This window comes from Dethiothermospora halolimnae, assembly GCF_037577855.1.
Lineage (GTDB): Bacteria > Bacillota > Clostridia > Tissierellales > VENL01 > Dethiothermospora > Dethiothermospora halolimnae.
On sequence record NZ_JBAKFX010000018.1, the window covers coordinates 47,835 to 65,275 of the forward strand.

Annotated in this window: 21 protein-coding genes; all 21 read left to right on the forward strand. The window is 31.6% G+C overall.

Annotated features, from left to right (window positions below):
* Nucleotides 1-739: 739 nt before the first annotated feature.
* The 21 genes from V6137_RS09180 (at nucleotide 740) to V6137_RS09280 (ending at nucleotide 17,297) form a co-directional block, all read left to right on the forward strand.
* Nucleotides 740-1,249 (forward strand): sigma-70 RNA polymerase sigma factor region 4 domain-containing protein, encoded by a 510-nt coding sequence (locus tag V6137_RS09180; RefSeq protein ID WP_425447621.1) that lies wholly within the window; start codon nucleotides 740-742, stop codon nucleotides 1,247-1,249.
* 118 nt (nucleotides 1,250-1,367) lie between these two features.
* Nucleotides 1,368-1,505, forward strand: a complete 138-nt coding sequence (locus V6137_RS09185; RefSeq protein ID WP_425447622.1) for a hypothetical protein — start codon at nucleotides 1,368-1,370, stop codon at nucleotides 1,503-1,505.
* Between the two features lie 132 nt (nucleotides 1,506-1,637).
* Complete coding sequence (locus V6137_RS09190) at nucleotides 1,638-2,096, forward strand: hypothetical protein (protein WP_425447623.1); 459 nt, start codon at nucleotides 1,638-1,640, stop codon at nucleotides 2,094-2,096.
* Between the two features lie 46 nt (nucleotides 2,097-2,142).
* Nucleotides 2,143-3,510, forward strand: a complete 1,368-nt coding sequence (locus tag V6137_RS09195; protein WP_425447624.1) for a phage tail sheath family protein — start codon at nucleotides 2,143-2,145, stop codon at nucleotides 3,508-3,510.
* Between the two features lie 12 nt (nucleotides 3,511-3,522).
* On the forward strand, nucleotides 3,523-3,960 hold the full coding sequence (locus tag V6137_RS09200) for a phage tail tube protein (protein WP_425447625.1): 438 nt from the start codon (nucleotides 3,523-3,525) through the stop codon (nucleotides 3,958-3,960).
* A gap of 211 nt (nucleotides 3,961-4,171) precedes the next feature.
* Nucleotides 4,172-4,609 (forward strand): phage tail assembly chaperone, encoded by a 438-nt coding sequence (locus V6137_RS09205; RefSeq protein WP_425447626.1) that lies wholly within the window; start codon nucleotides 4,172-4,174, stop codon nucleotides 4,607-4,609.
* A gap of 164 nt (nucleotides 4,610-4,773) precedes the next feature.
* A complete protein-coding gene (locus V6137_RS09210) occupies nucleotides 4,774-7,188 on the forward strand; it encodes a phage tail tape measure protein (RefSeq protein ID WP_425447627.1) in 2,415 nt (804 codons plus the stop codon).
* Nucleotides 7,178-7,828, forward strand: a complete 651-nt coding sequence (locus V6137_RS09215) for a LysM peptidoglycan-binding domain-containing protein (RefSeq protein WP_425447628.1) — start codon at nucleotides 7,178-7,180, stop codon at nucleotides 7,826-7,828. Before V6137_RS09210 ends, V6137_RS09215 begins: the two co-directional genes overlap by 11 nt.
* A gap of 12 nt (nucleotides 7,829-7,840) precedes the next feature.
* Entirely contained in the window at nucleotides 7,841-8,812 is a 972-nt protein-coding gene (locus V6137_RS09220; RefSeq protein WP_425447629.1) for an XkdQ/YqbQ family protein, read from the forward strand.
* A gap of 4 nt (nucleotides 8,813-8,816) precedes the next feature.
* A complete protein-coding gene (locus V6137_RS09225) occupies nucleotides 8,817-9,287 on the forward strand; it encodes a DUF2577 family protein (protein WP_425447630.1) in 471 nt (156 codons plus the stop codon).
* Nucleotides 9,288-9,689 carry a DUF2634 domain-containing protein gene (locus tag V6137_RS09230; protein ID WP_425447631.1) on the forward strand — a complete coding sequence of 134 codons (402 nt, stop codon included), beginning with the start codon at nucleotides 9,288-9,290 and terminating at the stop codon, nucleotides 9,687-9,689. It abuts the gene before it with no gap.
* On the forward strand, nucleotides 9,690-10,730 hold the full coding sequence (locus tag V6137_RS09235; RefSeq protein ID WP_425447632.1) for a baseplate J/gp47 family protein: 1,041 nt from the start codon (nucleotides 9,690-9,692) through the stop codon (nucleotides 10,728-10,730).
* Nucleotides 10,723-11,379, forward strand: coding sequence for a putative phage tail protein (locus tag V6137_RS09240; RefSeq protein WP_425447633.1), 657 nt, complete (start codon nucleotides 10,723-10,725; stop codon nucleotides 11,377-11,379). The genes V6137_RS09235 and V6137_RS09240 overlap by 8 nt, the downstream gene beginning before the upstream one ends.
* Entirely contained in the window at nucleotides 11,369-12,421 is a 1,053-nt protein-coding gene (locus tag V6137_RS09245; protein ID WP_425447634.1) for a hypothetical protein, read from the forward strand. The genes V6137_RS09240 and V6137_RS09245 overlap by 11 nt, the downstream gene beginning before the upstream one ends.
* Before the next feature lie 21 nt (nucleotides 12,422-12,442).
* Entirely contained in the window at nucleotides 12,443-13,834 is a 1,392-nt protein-coding gene (locus tag V6137_RS09250; protein WP_425447635.1) for a radical SAM protein, read from the forward strand.
* Nucleotides 13,835-13,845: 11 nt separating this feature from the next.
* Complete coding sequence (locus tag V6137_RS09255; protein WP_425447636.1) at nucleotides 13,846-14,520, forward strand: hypothetical protein; 675 nt, start codon at nucleotides 13,846-13,848, stop codon at nucleotides 14,518-14,520.
* A gap of 60 nt (nucleotides 14,521-14,580) precedes the next feature.
* Nucleotides 14,581-15,084: a hypothetical protein gene (locus V6137_RS09260; RefSeq protein WP_425447637.1), complete on the forward strand. Its 504-nt coding sequence runs from the start codon at nucleotides 14,581-14,583 to the stop codon at nucleotides 15,082-15,084.
* An 11-nt stretch (nucleotides 15,085-15,095) separates the two neighbouring features.
* Entirely contained in the window at nucleotides 15,096-15,974 is an 879-nt protein-coding gene (locus V6137_RS09265) for a radical SAM protein (protein ID WP_425447638.1), read from the forward strand.
* Between the two features lie 99 nt (nucleotides 15,975-16,073).
* A complete protein-coding gene (locus V6137_RS09270; protein ID WP_425447639.1) occupies nucleotides 16,074-16,307 on the forward strand; it encodes a hemolysin XhlA family protein in 234 nt (77 codons plus the stop codon).
* A 10-nt stretch (nucleotides 16,308-16,317) separates the two neighbouring features.
* The gene (locus tag V6137_RS09275; RefSeq protein WP_425447640.1) at nucleotides 16,318-16,986 is read left to right on the forward strand and encodes a M23 family metallopeptidase; all 669 of its coding nucleotides are present in this window, start codon (nucleotides 16,318-16,320) and stop codon (nucleotides 16,984-16,986) included.
* A 20-nt stretch (nucleotides 16,987-17,006) separates the two neighbouring features.
* On the forward strand, nucleotides 17,007-17,297 hold the full coding sequence (locus V6137_RS09280) for a phage holin, LLH family (protein WP_425447641.1): 291 nt from the start codon (nucleotides 17,007-17,009) through the stop codon (nucleotides 17,295-17,297).
* Nucleotides 17,298-17,441 lie beyond the last annotated feature (144 nt).

Genomic DNA, 17,441 nt, shown 5'->3' on the forward strand with positions numbered 1-17,441 from the left:
TTTGCTGATGAACTTGAAACTAAAATACCATAATTTAAAAATTTTATGATTACAATTGTATAGAGTAAATATACATAAGCTTAGTACGAAATTTTTACATCGTCAGGTGTAAATAACAAATGTTTTACTTTAAGTATGATATAATGACAAAATTATTCACTAAATAAAGGGTAAATAGATATATTTGGTGAATATAATAAATAATAACAAAAAACAGTTGGATAAAGTTACTGATTAATATTTATAACTAAATATTAAAATATATAAATGAAAGGGGCGATTATAATGGGAATATTGTGAATATTGCAATAAGTTGATAAAAATACAGAGAATATAAAATGAAATTTAAAAATCCAGAAATAATTAAATGTACCAATCGATGTAGTATTGATTATAAAGTAGGGCGACGAAGGGGGAATTCATGTTGATATGGATTTTGTCTTCGTTTGTTTTTTATTAGAATTATTATTTAGAAAACCAGAAATATAAAAACAAATAGAAAAAATTTAAATAAGTATATGGTAATTAATTGAATAATAAAATCATTAATGATATAATATTATTACCGAACAAACGTTCGGAAAAAAGGAACATTTACTGAACACTTTTACTGAAGAATTAGATGTTAATATTGTATTATGAGTAAAGTATATAATTACATTTAAGTATTAATTTGAGGCTAATTATTATATATACAATTTTTATAAATAGGTTTTATTAAAAAAAGGGGGAAGTACTTATGAATAAAAAGTTACTAAGGGAAGCAGACAAATGGTTAAAGGAATATAAAAAAAATAAAGAATTTTATAATTTACTGTGTGAAGATATAGAATTTGCTGAGAAAAATTTAATAGCAGAAGATAAATTAAAGGGGATATCCTATGATGGAATACGAGTTTCAAAGACCAATGTGGTAAGTAGACAAGTAGAAGAACAGGTTGTTAGGATATTTGAAAATTTAGAACAGAAAAAGATCTATAGAGATTCATTAGAATATGTTCTACATAGAACAGAAAAAGCTATTGAATGTCTTGGAGAAGAGGAGAGAAAGCTAATTAAATTAAGGTATTTAAATAGGGAAAGCCTTTCGTGGCAACAGGTAGCATTTAGGTTAAATAGGTCGGTTGATAATGTTAAGGGGAAACTTAAAAATAGGAGTCTAAGGGAATTTGTAAATATATATTGGGGAAGATCTTATAAAGATTTTTTACAAGAGAACACAAGGGGGACACTTTTAAAGGAAAAATAAGTGTTAATATATTATTGTAAGAAGTTATATATAAAACTTCGAGCACCCCTCCAAAGAGGCAGTCAGTTTATTGGCTGTCTTTTTTCTTTGGAAATTATTATTAAAAGAAGGTGTAACAATGAGGAAAAAGACAAAAATCAGAAAAAGTATATTAGAAAAATCACAATGTAATAATTGTGTTTGGTTAAATCGTGTGGATGAAAAACATGTTTTATGTCCCTTTAATAACTGTATTAAAAAATGGCTTGGTAAATAAAAATTTTTAAAAATAAAGCTTAAACTCTGTAAAGGAGGTGACAGATCAATGGATATTATAAACTTATTTTTTATTGATGAATATGGTTGATTATAGCTTTTAGTAAAATATTGGCATATAGGAAGTGATTATATGATAACTGAAGAGTTAGAAAGCATAATAAGATTTATGTCTGATAGACATAAATTAAAGGTGTATAGAAACAGATTAGATAAAAAAATAATTAAGCCCTGTGTTTTTTATCCTATACCCAAAATAGAGAGTAAATACTTATCTTCATCGGAATATAGAAATGACTATATTTGGTGTATTAGGTTCTATGATGGTGTAGATAAAAAGGTGGATAAAAGCATCTATGATACTGTAATCTCTATTTACACTGATATTGTTGAAAATAAAAACTTAATACCAATTTACTATAAGGAAGAATTAACTGAAGATAGTATAACTATACAAAAGGTTGAAATTGAAGAGTTGAAAAATGAAGTTATAGTATTAAGGCTTCATTGGACTTCTTTTTATCAGTATGAAAGGGATACAGTTGATAAAATTGAGAAATTTAATTTTGATAGTGATATTAAAGATAATTGAAAAAAACAAAAATAAAAGATTCATTCAAGAAAGGGGAAGATAGATAATGCCAGGTGGTACATTTAATCCATTAGTAGGTAAAGTAAGACCAGGAATGTATATGAACTTTGAAGCTGTTACTCAAGATAGAATCAAGTCTCAAGAGAGGGGTACTGTTTTAATGCCACTACCCAATGCTAAATGGGGACCAGCAAAAGAGTTTATAACCATAACAGACCCATCGGAAACATATGATTTACTAGGATATGATATAAATGATAAAGAAATGTTATTAATTAAAGAAGCATTTAAAAACTGTAAGAAGGTTATAGCTTATGTATTAGCAGAAGGAGAAAAGGCTAAAGCTAGGGTAGGAGATTTAGAGATTACAGCTAAACATGGTGGAGTAAGAGGTAATGATATAAAAATAGTCATAGCTAAAGACTCTAATGATAGTAAAAACGTTATAACATATTTAGGAGATAATATAGTAGATGAACAAAATGTTAATGGCATATCAGATCTAAAGGATAATAGATTTGTAGAATTTACTAAAGGAGAAGTTTTGCCAGCTAAAAATTCAGTAGAAAAAACTCTAATGGCTCCAGCAGAGGAGCTTGTGGAAACAGCGGGTACATCCCTTAAAGGGGGAAGTAATGGTGTTTATTCAAACATTGATATTACTGAATTTTTAAGTGAAAGTGAAACCCAATTCTTTGATTGTATAGCTTTTCCTATAGAAGATCCTTCGTATCAGTCAAGTTTTAAAACAAAATTAGAGTATTTTAGAGATGAAATAGGGAAAAAAGTTATGGGTGTTACTTCTAACTATGATGGAGACTTAGAGGGACTTATAAATGTTGTAAATGGAGTAGTTTTAAATGATGGAACTAAACTTTCTGCAAGAGAAGCCGTTGCATGGGTAGCAGGAGCAACATCAGGAGCCAACATAAATGAATCCTTAACCCATAAGGTATATCAAGATGCGGTGGATGTTAATCCAAGATTAAAACATGACCAAATAGTTGAAGGGCTACAAAAAGGTTATTTTATATTCACAAATACTGGAGATAAAGTGATTGTAGAGCAGGACAGAAATAGTTTAACTACATTAAGTGCTAAAAAGACTAAAAAGTGGACTAAGAATAGACCCCTTAGGGTTATGGATGCAATAAACAATGACTTATTAAAAAGTTTCAATGGTACCTATGCAGGTAAATTGGATAATAATGATGATGGACATAGTATAGCTAAAGCTTTAATAACAAAATATTTAACAGCATTACAAGATGTTAATGCTATTAGAAACTTAAATAAAGAGAATGATGTTATTATTGATAAAGAATTATCGGTAGGAGATGAGTTATATGCAGATATAGCTGTTCAACCTATGGATGCAGCAGAAAAATTCTATTTCACAGTGAAAGTTCGATAGGAGGTATAAATAATGGGAATTTATTCAGGTAGACATACAATATCAGCAAGGGAAGGTAGAGCTTTTTCAGACGGTGAAGAAATCTTAAATATGATAAAATTTGAGATTAAAGCTGAAAAAATTAAGGTGGAATTACCTATAGTAGGTAGAAGAACTAAAAGTAACAAAACAGTTGGAATAAAATATACAGGAACAATAACACAGTATAAGAAAAGTAGTGCTTTTGCTAAGATGATTCAAGAGTTTAAAGAAACAGGAAAAGATGTATATTTCGATATGCAAGGGGTATTAGAAGACCCATCAAGTGAACTAGGAGCAGAGCGTATAGTGGCTATAGGTTGTAATATAGATAGTGCAACTTTAATAAACATAGACATTGAAAGTGATGATGTTGTTAAGGAAGAAATACCTTTTACAATTGAAGATGTAGAGATACAACAGGCTATTTAAGTGATAGTTGAGAATGGAGAATTGAGAGTGGAAAGTAAGTGGGAGAAGTGGTTTATACCACTTTTCTTCATTTATAAACTTAAACCCAATAAAATTTTAGTTTTTTCGGATTGATAATCTCCATCTAATTTAAATAATTATTAGTTGCTGGGGGATTCGTAATCCCCCAGCTAATTTAAATTAAAAATGAAATTAAAAGAGGAGGATTAAAATGACAAATAAAAATACTAGAGATTTAAGTTTCTTTATGAAAGGTAAAGCAAATGAAGCGATGACCAGGGAAGTAATTATATCAAAAAGATATACTGATGAAAATGGAAATCCTATTCCAGTTTTATTAAAACCAACTACAACAGAAAAGGTTGAAAGATTCCAGAAGGAATGTACCGTAATAAAAGGTAAGGGAAATGGTGCTAAAGAGGTCGTTGACAATATAAGATTTGCAGGAAAATTAGCAATAGAATGTTGTGTATATCCTGATTTTAAAGATAAAGAGCTTCTTAAGTCCTACGAATGTGTAGATCCAATTGATTTGATTAAAAAGATATTTAGCCTACCAGGGGAATATGCAGAGTTAATGAATCAAGTTCTTAGTATAAATGGATTTGATGAAGACTATGAAAAGCTAGTAGAAGATGCAAAAAACTAATTAAAAGCGGTGATTATATGGCTGTATATAGTCATCGTTTATTTCAGAGGCATCATATACTACCCCAAGATTTTTATGAAATGGATGATTGTAAAAAAGCTTTCATTATAGCCTCCGAGCAAATACAAATTGAAGAAGAGAAAAAATTAGATAGGAGGTGACCTATGGCAAGTTTAGCAAAGGTATTTAATATAAACGAAAGAATATCAGGCAACTTAGCAAAAACCACAGAGGTAATTTCAAAATTTCAAGGTAATTTAAAGAAGATGGCCCAAGTTGGGGAGACCTCGGCAAACAAAGTTAATAAAAAAATAAAAAAGTTATCAACCGATAGTAGTAAGAGTTTTAATGAGTTAGAAAAAGCTGCAATAACTATAAAAAATCCTATAGAAGAAGTATTAAACAATAAAATAAATATAGAAGCCTTGGTTAAAACAGAAAACCTAGAAAAAATAAAGGATATAACGAAGGAAGTAACGGGAATAGACTTAGGAGAAATAAAGTTTAGTAAAGAGGGATTAACAAAGGTAATAGATCAAGTAAAAAATAGTAAGTTAAATATGAAGGCCTTAGTTGATACAAAGAACCTAGAGAAGATAAAAAATATAACAAAGGATGTAACAGGGATAGATTTAGGAGAAATAGAGGCAAGTAAGGAACAGATAACAAAAACAATAGAGCAAATAAAAAATAGTAAAATAAATATGAAAGCCTTGGTTAAAACAGAGAACCTAGAAAAAATAAAGGATATAACGAAGGAAGTAACGGGAATAGACTTAGGAGAAATAAAGTTTAGTAAAAAGGGGTTAACAAAGGTAATAGACCAAGTAAAAAATAGCAAGTTAAATATGAAGGCCTTAGTTGATACAAAGAACCTAGAGAAGATAAAAAATATAACGAAGAATGTAACAGGGATAGATCTAGGAGAAATAGAGGCAAGTAAGGAACAGATAACAAAAACAATAGAGCAGATAAAAAATAGCAAAATAAATATGAAAGCCCTGGTTAAAACAGAGAATCTAGAAAAAATAAAGGATATAACAAAGGAAGTAACGGGAATAGACTTAGGAGAAATAAAGTTTAGTAAAGAGAGATTAACAAAGGTAATAGATCAAGTAAAAAATAGTAAGTTAAATATGAAGGCATTAGTTGATACAGAGAACCTAGAGAAGATAAAAAATATAACAAAGGATGTAACAGGGATAGACTTAGGTGAAATAAAATTTAATAAAGAAGGACTAACTACCTTTATTAATCAAGTGAAAAATTGCGAAATAAATATAGATGCTTTGGTAAATACAGAAAACTTAGGTAAGATGAATGATGTCTTAAAGGATGTAACAGGGATAGATTTAGGAGAAGTAGAGTTTAGCAAAGAAGGTTTAACCAACTTTATAGATCAAGTAAAAAATAGTAACTTTGATATAAAAGCTTTAGTAAATACAGAGAACTTAGGAAAAATCAATGATGTTTTAAAGGATATGACAGGAATAGACTTAGGAGAGATAAAGTTTAATAAAGAAGGTATTAGTAGTTTTATGGAAAGTGTTAAAAATGCTAAGTTTGACTTGGGAGCTTTAGTCAATACTGAAGGATTTAAAAATATAGCTGCTTCAGTAACAGAAATCTCTGGAATAGAACTTGGAAATATAAGTTCCTCTATAGAAGGATTGAAGGGATCTTTTTCAAATTTAGCTAGCCAAGGACTTGCTGGAGTCAAAGAAGGACTTGGAGGATTTCTTGATAAAATTGGATTAGCAAAAATAAAGACAGGGGCACTTATAGCTAAACAATACGCAATGGCAGGTATAACTAAGGCCGTAACAGTGGTTCAATGGCTGTGGAATGCAGCATTAAGTGCAAATCCCATAGGGTTGGTGATTATAGCAATCGCCGGTCTAATAGGGGGTCTAGTTCTTTTATATAAAAAGTGTACATTTGTAAGAAAGATAGTAGATGGATTCTGGAGTGGACTTAAAAGTGGTGCTGAGATGGCGGTAAACTTTGTTATAAAGATGATTAATAAGTTTATAGGATGCTTAAATAAAGGTATTAAGCTTATTAATAAAATTCCAGGAGTAGATATACCAGAGATTCCAGAAATTCCAGAGGTATCATTTACAGATAAAAATAAAGAAAATAAAGTAGAAAAGGGACAGGAAGCACCAGAGCTAGTTAAGGGAGTACAAATGGTTCCTGAAGGACCAAAAACTTTAGATGGTTCTGATATGAATTTTAATAATAATAAAATACCAACTGGAACAGAAACATTACAAGAAAAAACCAGCTATACAAAGGATATAAATATAAACCACGATTTTAATAATATTCCCGATAGTAAGGGGAATATTGATTCTTCTAGTAACTTTAATAACATATCAAAAACAGAAACCAATGAAATAATATATGGCTCATCTAAACAAAGGGAAACTGTAAATAATGATAATAGAAATTATTCAGTGGTCTTTGGAGATAGGGTGATTGAAAAGAAAGCAAATGTGGATGAGATTTTAGATAGTATTAGAAAAGTATTAGAAGATGGTATGAATACAGGAGGTGAAGAGGTATTTGAAATCTAAATATCAATTTTGGCTTAGTTTTAATAATGGAGAACAAAGATTACAACTTCCGGTAAATCCTCCTAAAATAAAAATAGAAAATGGTATGAAAAATGAAACAATAGATGTATCTAATCTTGGAGAAATAACCGTTATTCAAAAGTCTACACCTAAAAAAATTTCAATAGAGAGTATTTTTCCAGCTAATGATGGTCCCTACTGTGAGTATAAAGATATCCCAGAGCCCCAAGAAGCCGTTGACATAATAGAAAGTTGGCAAAATAGTGAAAAGCCCATAAGATTTTTAATAACAAATACAAATATAAATTATCCTGTATCTATAGAAAAGTTTACCACCACAGAAAAGGCTGGGGATATTGGAACCATATCCTATAACTTAGAATTAAAAGAGTATAGATTTATAGAAGTAAAGGAAATGGAAGAAAAAAATGGGGAGATTAATATTGGTTCAAAGGAAGAAGAAAGAACCGATGAAAGAAGTATACCAAAACTTTATATAGTAAAGGCTGGAGATTGTCTTTATAAAATTGCAAAGTCCCAGTTAGGGGATGGATCAAGATATGGTGAAATAGCCAAATTAAATAATATAAAGCCAGACTATACTATATACCCTAATCAAAAGTTAAAGCTTCCCAATTAAGAGGTGAGGAGTTTGTTACAGCTAATACTAGTTAAAAAGGATAAATCAGTGGATATTTCAAAGTTAGTAGAAAAGATAACTTGGAAAGGTAAAAAGCTAAGGGCTCCACGAAGTGTTGAAGTATCCTTTGTGGATACAGATAAGGGATATCATAAGAACGTAGGCATAAAAGAAGGGGACGGTTTAGTTTTTATTTGGAAAGAGAATGAATTGTTTAGAGGAAATGTATTTAGTATAAGTAGAGGCAAAAGCGCTAAATCAAAGATGGTTGCCCATGACAATCTCTTTTATTTAGTAAATAATAAGGACTCTTATGTTTTCACAGAGCAGTCCCTAGATAAAATAGTCAGCAGAATATGTAGTGATTTTCAAATACCAACAGGTGAATTGACATCATCAGACTATATTATCCCCTATCAAGTTAGTGATTCTAAAGTGTTATATGACATAATACTAAAAGCTATGGACACCACATATAACCAGACTGGTAAAAGATATTATCTAAGGGCTAAAGAGGGGAAAATAGATTTATTACTAAGAAAAGAAAATGTAAGAAAATGGATTTTAGAAGATGGTAAAAATTTAATAAATTATAACCATAACTCTTCTATAGAAAATACAATAACTAAGGTAAAAATGACAACAGGAGAAGGGGACGAAACTATAATAAAAACAGCAGAAGATGGAAGTCTGGTAGAGCAATTTGGAGTTTTACAATATTATAAAAAAGTAAATGACAAAATAAATGAAGGACAGCTACAAGAAAGGGTGGATAAAGCCTTAAAAGAAAAGGGAAAAGTCGAAAAACAAATATCCATTGAAGCTATAGGCATAGAAGATATAATAAGTGGATGTGGAGTAAATCTAGCTATACCAGAGCTTGAGATAGAAAAGGGATATTATGTAGATGAAGATACCCATACCTTTAAAGGAAATAAACATACAATGAAGCTTAAACTTACTGAAACCATGGAATTGGGGTGATAGTATGATAGATATTATAAAAAAAGTATCAAGTCAAGTGGCAAAAACTTCTGGCATAAATATAATGGAAGCCATAATAACAAAGGAACCACCGGAAATTGAAATAAAGATTAAAAATAACGATAAGCTAATAATCCCTAAGGACCTTATTATAGTATCGGAACATTTACTAGAACATACTAGAATAGCTACTATAAAAATGGTGGAGCATATAGATTCTGAAACTGATGAACAGTTAACATCGCCTATTAGTGGTACAAGTAAAACATGTCAAGGAGCAATGCCTCCTATAAACTTTACCTTTCAAGGGACTGGTACTAGCTTAGACCTTACCCATAAACACATATTAGAAACCTTTACAATGGAAGATGGAGAGATAACCTTTAGATGCTGTTTAAAAGAAGGGGATAAGGTTATGGTTATAGCTTTTGAAGAGGGACAAAAGTATTATATCATGGATAAGGTGGTGAGTTAGATGCCCCTTACACCAAATATAAAGATTCCTAAGATAGTAAAATCCACAGTAGGTCCATCTAAAACCTATAGACTTGACACAAAAGCTAAGCGGATAGTAGGAAAGATTGATGAATTAGAAGCTATAAAGCAGTTTGTTATGAAGGCAATAAGAACCGTAAGATACTCAAACTTAATATATAGTCATAAGTTTGGATGCCAAATAAAAAACTTGCTGGGAAAGGGACTAACAGAAGAATATATCAAATCAGAAGTGCCTCGGTTAATAGCTGAGGCATTAATTTATGATGAAAGAATTATAAAGGTCCATAGCTTTGATATAGAGGTTAAAGAGGATAAAATGTTTGTTGAGTTTATAGTAGATAGCACTGAAGGAGAGTTAAATATAAGGGAGGTGATATGATTGTTTGAAGATAGGACATATGAAAATATCTTAAATGAAATGCTTAATGAAGTTCCCCATGACTTAGATAAAAGAGAAGGTTCTATTATATACGATGCATTGGCACCTGCCGCATTAAAAATGGCCCAAGTGTATGTGGATTTAAAAAGTGTTTTGGCCTTAGGATTTGCAGATACATCCAATGGACAATGGCTTGATATGAGGGTAAATGAAAGGGGACTTAAAAGAAAGGAAGCAATAAAAACAATAAGGGAAGCTAAGTTTAAACCAGATATAGTTAAGGAAGGTACAAGATTTTTTATAGATGGTTTATATTTTAAGTTAAGCAAAGATGGAAATGTAGAGTGTGAGATATCAGGGGAGATAGGAAATGAACCTTTAGATGGTAGCAGTTTAGTTCCTGTAAATACCATACCTAACCTTGAAGAAGCAAAATTAGGTAAGATAATAAAATATGGTAGAGATAAAGAGAGTGATGAAGAACTACTTGATAGGTATATAGAGGATTTACAAAGACCTGCGGAAAATGGAAATAAAGCCCACTATGAAAAGTGGGCAACAGAAGTAAATGGGGTAGGAGATGCAAAGGTTTTTCCACGGGAATATGGGCCAAATACTGTAAAAGTAGTTATAATAGATTCTTCTGGAAAACCTGCTTCCCAGGAATTAGTTAAAAAGGTTCAAAACTATATTGATCCAGAAAGTTCAGGACTAGGGGAAGGAGTGGCTAACTTAGGAGCTAAATGCACTGTTAAAAGTGCAACTAAGAAGATAATTAATATATCTGTAAAACTAGAGCTAGGGGAAAATAAGACTATAGAACAGGCAAAAAAAGAGATAGGCTCACTATTAAATGACTACTTAGTAGAAGAAATAGCCTTTAAACAAAATACAGTTAGAATAACTAATATAGGGAATATAATACTATCAGCTAAAAGTGTAATAGATTATTCGGATCTTAAGTTAAATGGAGAAACTAAAAACATTGAATTAAAAGATGAAGAAGTACCGATATTGGGAGAGGTGAGCTTCAATGAATAATAAAAAAGAGTTAAAAAGCTATCTACCCCATATTTATGAAGATGTTTATGAAATGAATAGCATTATAGAAGTAGAGGGAAGTCAATTTGACAAAATAGATAAAGAAATTGGAAGAGTATTAGAACAGTTTTTTGTTGATAAGACTACCTACGAAATTGAGCATTGGGAAAATATATATGGACTAACCCCAGACCCATCTAAAACCATAGAACAGAGAAGAAGTGCTATAAAGTCTAGAATAAGGGGTAGGGGAAAACTAAATAAACAATTAATAAAAAATGTAGTTGATGCATATACCGATGGTCAAGTAGATGTCTTACTTAGAAGGGACCTACTGATTATAAGATTTAATAGTATATATGGAATCCCAGAAACCCTTGATATAGTCAAAAGAGAACTTGATAACATAAAGCCGGCCCATTTAGGAATAGAATATAGATTTGCATATCTACTTATAAAAGATGTTCATAAAAAAATGACCCTAGAGGAAATAGAAAATGTTACATTGGATAAATTTGCAGGTAAAAGTGGTATCAATAGTCAACTTGATTATTTAACAATAGGGGCTATTCATAATGTAATGACCCTGGAACAAATTGAGAAGTTAACTTTGTACGAGATTACCGGAGGTGAAATATATGGCAAGTAGAACGCCAAAACTTAAATTATTAAAAAAAGATCCCATGGCCGATAAGAATGATACATTTAACATTGAAACTATGTTAAATGATAACTGGGATATAATAGATACGGAAGTAGCAGGAAGATATACTAAAAACGAGACCAATAAAAAAATTGAAGAAACAGCAGACTCAATATATGAAGAAGTTAATAGGGTGGAACAAGGGATAAAGGCATATGCAGATAGTAATAGACCAACAAAGGTATCGGAACTTGAAAATGATGCCCATTATGAAACCATTGAGAGAACCAATGAAAAGATAAATCAAGCAGAAAGCAATGCAAGGGAATACACAAGACAATATGCAAACTCAATAAAACCAACAAAGGTATCGGAACTTGAAAATGATAAGGGTTATGAAACAGTAGAAGGGGCACAAAATAAAGTAAGCACAGCAGAACAAAGAGCAAAGGCATATGCAGATAGTAAGAGGCCCACAAAGGTATCACAACTAACAAATGATACCAATTATGAAACAGTAACAGGAGCCCAACAGGGGATTAATGCCGCTGAGCAAAGGGCAAAGGACTATGCCGATAATAAAAGGCCTATAAAGGTATCGGAATTAACCAATGATGCAGATTATGAAACGGAATCAGGAGCCCATCAAAAAGCTAAAGCAGCAGAGGAAAGGGCCAAAAATTATACAAATGTCAAAGTAGCCCATCTATTAAATTCTGCTCCAGGGACTTTAGATACCCTTAACGAATTGGCAAAGGCCCTTGGTAATGATCCTAACTTTGCAACTACGATACTAAACAAATTATCTAAAAAATCCGATGAAGGGCATAAACATACAAAGAGTGGTATCAGTAATTTTTTAGGTAGCAATAAAGAAAAGAAAATAGCCCATGGTTTAGGGAAAACTCCATCGGGGGTTTATGTAACACCTATTGAAAAGACCAATGGTTATTTAGGGGAAGTTTGGGTTAGATATGATGCCAACTATATTTATGTAGGAAATACTGGAGAATATAAAGGGAAATTTAATTGGGTTACATTAAGATAATATTTTTTAGGAGGGGTAAAAATGAAAAATACTAGATATCCAGATAGTGCTAGTTTTTTAGTTACAGAAAACTGTAACTTAGCATGTAAATATTGTTTTGAGAAACATAATAAAAAAGTGATGAGTAAAGAGGTGATCCATAGAGGGCTGGAGCTTTTATGTGATGGAGCAAAGAGACAAGGGAGAGACTCCTTTCATGCTATGATTTTTGGAGGAGAGCCATTATTACATCCCCATTTAGTAGAGGAAATACTTAAGTATGGGTTGGAACTCCAAAGAAGGAATAATATAAACTTTACAGCTAGTCTTATAACAAATGCAACAATAATGAATGATGAGATATTTAGAATATTACTTGAATATAGGGACAAGGTTGATTTAAGTACCCAACTATCAGTGGACGGTATAAAAAAGGTTCATGATATGTATAGGGTAACTAAAGATGGAAAAGGAAGTTTTCAGTTAATTGAAGATAATATAGAAAAATTCAAACAAATATATAAGAACAGATCTGGAATGTTAACGGTACACGGGGTAGTGAATAAAAAGGCACTGCCCTATTTATTTGAAAGTTATAGATACTTTAAAGAGGAATGGGGATTTAATGAAATATGGTTTATGCCCCTCCATGAAGATGATTGGACCATTGAAGATATTGATATATACAGAAAAGAGTTAAATAAGATAGCAGATTATATAATAGAAGATGCTAAAAAGGGTAAGATGAAAACATTTAAAGGATACTCTCCAATAAATAGATGTTTTGAAAAACAAAGACCTTCAGCTCCCTGTGGAGCAGGAAAGGGATTTATAAGTATTACAGCCGATGGCAGTATATATCCTTGTCATCATTTTTATTTTAATCATAAAGAACTTAAAATAGGGAATGTATGGAAAGGCATCGATGATAGTAAAAGAAGAATATATCTAGACTATGAGTCCAGTGATATGACATGTCCTAATAATTGTGATCATGTAAATTGCTATAGATGTATTGCTGTTAACTACGATGTTAATGGTAGTATATTAAGCCAAGTTAGAGGAAATTATTGTAAACTATCTCGGGTAGATAGAGAAGTACAATTAAGGGTAAAAAGAGAAATTGAAAAAATAGAAAAGAAGAATCCCAAAGAAAATAGGAAAGATCAGGGGACCTTTATTGAAAGCTGGACAGAGGATGGAATGTACTATGAAAGATATAGAAATTCCGATGGAAGCGAAAGTGTATATGATAGACAGTTAAGAAATCGAGATAAGGAAGTAAATAAAAACAGTGACGACAAAGAATGTGATCATAATAAAGGAGAATGTCAGTGTGGAAGCAAAGAAGAGGATATGGAAACATTGGCTATGGCTTTAAAAATGATAATTGAAAAGCTTAATACCTTGGAGAAAAATATACCAAAAAAGTAGGGTGATGCTATATGAGTTTAAGTTTAAAATGGTTGATGAACTATGGAAAGTCCAAGGGAGGATATGATATAACCCCTAACAATAGGCATTTAGAAGATTTAAAAATATTATTAAAGGACATGCAAAAGGTTAGAAAAGTAGGACAGTATAATGGGGAATTATCCCTAGGTGATTTATATGATGAATTCGAAAAGCTTCCCTCTTGTAGTTGTGATAGTAAACATAGTTATATCTGTAGCTGCGAAAGTAGATGCGCCTGTGATAATAACATAGGAGATTGTAATTGTGAAAGTAGATGTACTACCCATAAAGTACCGGGATGTGATTGTGATAATAGATGTGCCTGTGACTCAAATGTGGGTAATTGTAGTTGTGAGGGTAGATGTGCCTGTGATAATAATGTAGGAAATTGTAATTGTGAAAGTAGATGTACCACCCATAAAAAGACAGGATGTAGTTGTGATAATAGATGTGCCTGTAATAGAAATATAGGAAGTTGTGACTGTGAAAATAGATGCAACTGTGTAAGTGAATGTTCATGTAATAGTAGATGCTCTTGTGTTCTTGACCAGCCCATATGTGACCCCCATGCAGTATGTGATAGATATTTACCTCCTGTATGTGAGCATCATCTAAAACCTATATGTGAAGTTGATGAGAGGCGATATTATGCTGATAAGCATTAAATATAAATCCATGGGGAATAAAGGATATTATTATAAAAATCAGGAGAGGAGGCATATTATATGGCTATAATAAAGAGTCTTCAAATAGATAGGGGACCCGCTGAACCACCAATAGAAATTTGTAGTTCAGAACGTTGTGATAGGGTTATGATAGATCCCATATGTGATAGCCATGCACCAGAACCTATTTGTGAACTTCATCTATGTGATAGAGTAAACATTTGTCCATCGAATTGTAATTGTGAGTCAAACAATCCAAGATGTAAGTGTGATAATAGATGTAGTTGTAATGCTGATAATAGATGCGATTGTGAAAGTAGATGTAGTTGCCATGTTCAGAGAACATGTAGCTGTGATAATAGATGTATATGTAATGGTCAAAAAGGATGTACCTGTGACAATAGGTGCTCTTGTGATTCCAAAAGAGGATGTAGCTGTGATAGTAGATGTAATTGTAATGTAGATAGAACGTGTGAGTGTGACAATAGATGTGCATGTAATGGCCAAAAAGGATGCACCTGTGATAATAGATGTAGCTGTAATGCTAAGAGATACTTTGATTAAGGAGGGGTAGTATGGAAAGGTACGTTATACATGTGACGAAAAAATGTAATATGGACTGTTTTTACTGTTATGAGGAGGATAAAAGCAGTGGAGATAGAAGTTGGGAAGATACTAAAAATTTGATAGATGATATATTGAAATATAATAATGAGTTTGAGGTGGAATTTTTAGGTGGAGAACCTATGATGAACTTTCCTCTTATAAAAAGATGCATTAATTATTTAAAAGACAAAGGGAATGTAAAGAAATATATAATAACTACCAATGGAACTATCATTAATGAAGAGATAGTAAAGTTTCTAATGGAAAATTCCAATGTATGCTTAGGTGTAAGTCTCGATGGTAATAGGTTTATGAACAGTATGAGGGTATTTAAAGATGTAGATGGTAACAAAATAAATTCTTATGAAAAAGTGATAGAGAATTTAGAAAATCTAAAACAAAATAATCTCATTGATAGAGTGTTTATTCATATGGTGATACATCCATACAATGTGGGCTACTTAAGTGATGCAGTTGATCACTTCTATAACAAGGGTTATAAAAATATAGACATAGGAATAGTTGAAAAAACTTTAGATATAACTGAAGAGTTTGAAAGGGCATTTATCAGAGAACATGATATCCTATCTAATAGAATAAGAGTTGGTATGTACCCCGAGTTAATAGTAACCACATTAGATTATAAGCCAGACATTAGTAGCGAAAGAACATATATAAAGAATAAAGATGGAATTACAGTGGCAGAAAGCTATGGAAGGGTTAAAGACTTTACAGATAATGATAACAATGAATATGAAATACTAAAGAATGATAGTAAAATCAATAGAATAAAACAACTGAAATTAGCTGTATATAATAATCATAAAAATGTTATCCAAAGTAGGTAGAAATCTAGAGAAGTTTAGTTTTCTTTTTTATTATTAAAATATGCAGGGCCTGGGCATGCCTAGGCCTTTTTTAAATCTGTAAAATATCGGAGGTGACCTATGAATAATGAAGTTGTCAAATTAAAAATAACGGAACATGACAAAAAAATATCAGAACTGGATAGAAGAGTGGATAATAATGAAAGGGAAAATGCTGAGTTTAAAGTACAAATAGAAAATTTATGCAAAACTATCCAACAACTTACTGTCACTATGAAATGGTTTATAGGATTATTTTTAGGAGGATTTATATCCTTCTTTTTTTATGCAGTTCAAAAGGGGCTTATAGGATAGGAGGAGGGTCATGTTATTTCCAGTTAGAAAAGAAGATTTATGTAAATGTAGATATACTTCTCCCTATGGTCCAAGGTGGGGAAGGCTACATGCAGGGATAGATATAGGAATGCCAGTTGAAACACCACTTTTAGCATTGGAGAATGGAAAAGTCATATATTCCAAGCTAAACGGTGGTGGAGTCACTAGAGGATATGGTTATTATATAGTCATACAATACGATAACGGTTTATATTCCCTATACGGACATTTAAAACAGTTATCTAAATATAGACCAGGAGATAGAGTTAAGAAAGGACAAATAATAGCTTACAGTGGAAATACGGGTAATACTACAGGACCACATGTTCATGTGGAGATACATGAACATGAATTTAACTTTAGGAGTCAAGCAAGAGAAAAAGGATATGATAGTGCAGTTGATCCAGTGAAATATTATCCAGAGCTTAGACCTTACTTAAATAAAAATCTAAGTACTCTAGTCATCGCCAAAAAGGAGGAGAATATGGTGGAGTTTGAACATGGATGGCAAGAAGAATTATTAATCAAAACTATAAAGAATTTAAAAAGTAAAGGTGTATTAAATAATGCTGATATGTGGTTAGACAAAGCTAAAAATAATACTTTAACAGATTCAGAGTTAAGTTTGTTGGCTCTAGTCATGGCAGACAGGGACTAAAAAATAGGAGGTAATTTTTTATGGATAGTAAACTATTTATGGAAATAGCTTTAGGTGTTTTTACCATAGTGGGTGCTATATTTACTTATGCATTAGTGCCTTACTTAAAAGAAAAGAGAGTTTATAAGTGGGTAGTAAAAGCAGTATATGCAGCTGAGCAGATTTTTAGAGGGACTAATCTAGGGGAAAAGAAGAAACGATATGTACTAAATTTTTTAAAAGATAATGGGATAAACATAAGTGAAAGTCAGCTAAATATCCTTATAGAAGCAGCAGTTAGGCAATTAAATACATCTAAGGTAGAAGGCTAGGGAATTGATCCCTAGTCTTTTTATGTGTGCCCAGCATGGACACAGTCTATAGGGTGAAAGTCCCGAACACCGAAGGTGATATAGGTGCTAGCTGAAGACAAGGGTGTCCACCGTGAGGTGGAATCTGAAGGAAGTCGGCGGCAA